Origin of the sequence: Bartonella sp. MU70NMGDW, from assembly GCF_042194085.1 — a bacterium.
GTDB classification, from domain to species: Bacteria; Pseudomonadota; Alphaproteobacteria; order Rhizobiales; family Rhizobiaceae; genus Bartonella; species Bartonella grahamii.
Map to the genome: position 1 here is coordinate 1 of NZ_JBHIMK010000173.1, position 2594 is coordinate 2594.

Genomic DNA, 2594 nt, shown 5'->3' on the forward strand with positions numbered 1-2594 from the left:
ATGGTTTTTTTCAGTTCATCAGCTGTGCGGCGTAACTGCTTCATCATAGAAACGGCATGTTTCATATCCAGATTGTTTAATGGTTCATCTAAGAGAAGATAATCAGTATCTTGGCAGATAACCATGGCTATAAAAGCGCGTTGACGCTGACCGCCAGAAAGCTCATCTAAAAAATGATCTTTTAAATCTTGTAAGCCGAGATAGCGTAGCGAACTGTCGATAAATTGTTTATCTTCATGTGTATACCAGCCTTTTGAATAAGGATAGCGTCCGAAACTTACTAAATCGTACACGGTTAAACGGAAGGATAAAGGATTATCTTGACGCAAAATTGAGAGTTTTTGAGCCAAAATATCGTGGGGCATTTTATCAATATCAAAGCCGTCGATATGAATTGTACCATTATGGTGTGGCAAAAGACGTCTTATCAGCATTAAAAGAGTTGATTTTCCCGAACCATTGGGCCCAATGAGAGAAATAATCCCCCCTTTGGGAAGATGAAGGCATAAATTATCGATAATCAATCGTGCTCCGTAAGCCTTGGAAAGATGATTGATCTCAATCATTTTAGTTTTCCCTTCATCAGTAATATTAAGAAAACAATACCCCCACAAAATTCAATGATAAAACTTAAACGTCCTGCCATGTGAAAAATTTGCTCTAAAATAAATTGTCCTCCCACCAAACAAATAATCGCTAATAATATTGCAATCGGCACAACAACACTGTGTTTTGCTTGAGGAGAAAGTTCATAGGAAAGGTTGGCAACTAACAGTCCAAAAAAGGTGACTGGGCCTACTAATGCGGTAGAAATGGAAACGAGAATGGAAACAAAAATAAGGACAGCTGTCGCACTTTTGTGGTAGTTAACGCCAAGATTAAGAGCATTATCACGTCCCAAAGCCAAAATATCAAGAAGATGACGAGAATACCATCCAATCAGACTCACAATGAAGACAATGATTGTGGCAAAGCTTACGAGGGACGTATTAAATTTATTAAAATTTGCAAACATAATATCCGTTAAATTCATCATTTGGTCTGGATTTAATTGCAATTGCATAAACATCCGTAAACTGAAAAAAAAGCCGCCTAAAACAACACCAATTAAAAGCGTTAAGTGAAGTCCTTTTAGGCTTCCTGAAAATAGCCAGCGAAAAAGGCTTATTGAAAAAAGAATAAGAATGAGGGCTTCGAGAATGAGTTGTCCTTCTTCATTTAAAAAGGGCAAAGAAAGAGAGCCTACAAAATATATCAGAACAGTCTTTATTAAAATATAAAGCTGATCAAATCCCATAATTGAAGGGGTAAGAAGACGGTTATTAACGATTGTTTGAAATAAAACCGTAGAAACGCTTATTGCATAGGCAATAAGAAGCAGAGAGGAAAGTTTTGTAAGACGAAATGTCCATGTATAAACATTGATATTCCACGTCATGTAAAGACTAATGACAGTACATGCTATGATGATAAGTGTTGTTAGTACACATATTGTTTTTCTTCTTCTATCCAAGACGCTTTCTCCAGCGTAAAAGCAGTATCATAAAAATAAAACTACCGATTACACCCATCATAGTGCTGATGGGAATTTCAAGAGAGGGATGAATTATTCGTCCTACAAGATCACAAATCAAGACCAATCCTGCACCGCTGATGGCCACCCAAGGAGCAGTACGGCGCATATTATCGCCCATGAAATTTGACACAAGGTTGGGCACAATGAGTCCAACAAAAGGAATACGGCCAATGGTACAGACAACAACAGCAGTGATTGAGGCGACAATAAAAAGACCAAAAAACATGACAACACGATAATTCAATCCAAGGTTATTGGTTAAATCTTCTCCCAAACTTGCAACCGTAAAGCGATCAGCAGTACAATAGGCTAGAATACAAAGGGGAAGGGATAACCATAAGAGTTCATATTTTCCTTCAAGAACCATCGAAAAACTGCCAAATAAGTAAGCTTGAAGAGAAGGGAGTAACATTTCATAATCTGCAATGGCATTGGTTAAAGAGCCAATAATATAGCTTAGCATAATCCCTGTAAGGGGTACAATGAGAGCAGATTTTAGAGGAATGCGTCGCAATAAAAACATAAAAAGTAAAGTGCCTGCCATGGCAAAAATTGTCGCAACGACCATTTTTCCTAAAACAGGGATATCGGGTAAAAAAATCATAATAAAAAGAATGCCAAGGGAAGCAGATTCAACAGTTCCAGCGGTTGATGGCTCGACAAAGCGATTGCGTGTCAATAGTTGCATAATCATACCTGAAAGTGCAAGTGATGCACCTACTAAAAGGATTGCAATGGTACGAGGAAGACGGGTTTGCCAAAAAATAAGCCACGCATGGGGATCGGCTGCGAAAAGGTCAGAAGGTGTGACATCAGAATAACCAACAAAAATGCTGAGGATAGACAGGAGAATGAGAAGTGTTATGGTTATCCAGTAATTCTTCACGTTAAATCATTTTCTAACAAAATTAAAAAAAGCAAAGACTGCTTAATAAACAATCTCTGCTTTTAAATTTTATTTATATAGCAAGCAAGCTCTTTTGTACGCTTATTTGCTCTTTGTAAAGGCTTCATTGAT

Annotated in this window: 3 protein-coding genes; all 3 read right to left on the reverse strand. The window is 37.5% G+C overall.

The features are described from left to right. Positions 1-566: ATP-binding cassette domain-containing protein (locus tag ACFIKE_RS09280; RefSeq protein ID WP_375649500.1), on the reverse strand; the 566-nt coding region annotated here is incomplete at its 3' end. Continuing rightward, entirely contained in the window at positions 563-1513 is a 951-nt protein-coding gene (locus ACFIKE_RS09285; protein ID WP_375649503.1) for an iron chelate uptake ABC transporter family permease subunit, read from the reverse strand. The genes ACFIKE_RS09280 and ACFIKE_RS09285, both read right to left, overlap by 4 nt. Further along, complete coding sequence (locus ACFIKE_RS09290) at positions 1506-2462, reverse strand: ABC transporter permease (RefSeq protein ID WP_375649505.1); 957 nt, start codon at positions 2460-2462, stop codon at positions 1506-1508. Before ACFIKE_RS09290 ends, ACFIKE_RS09285 begins: the two co-directional genes overlap by 8 nt. Positions 2463-2594: the final 132 nt, after the last annotated feature.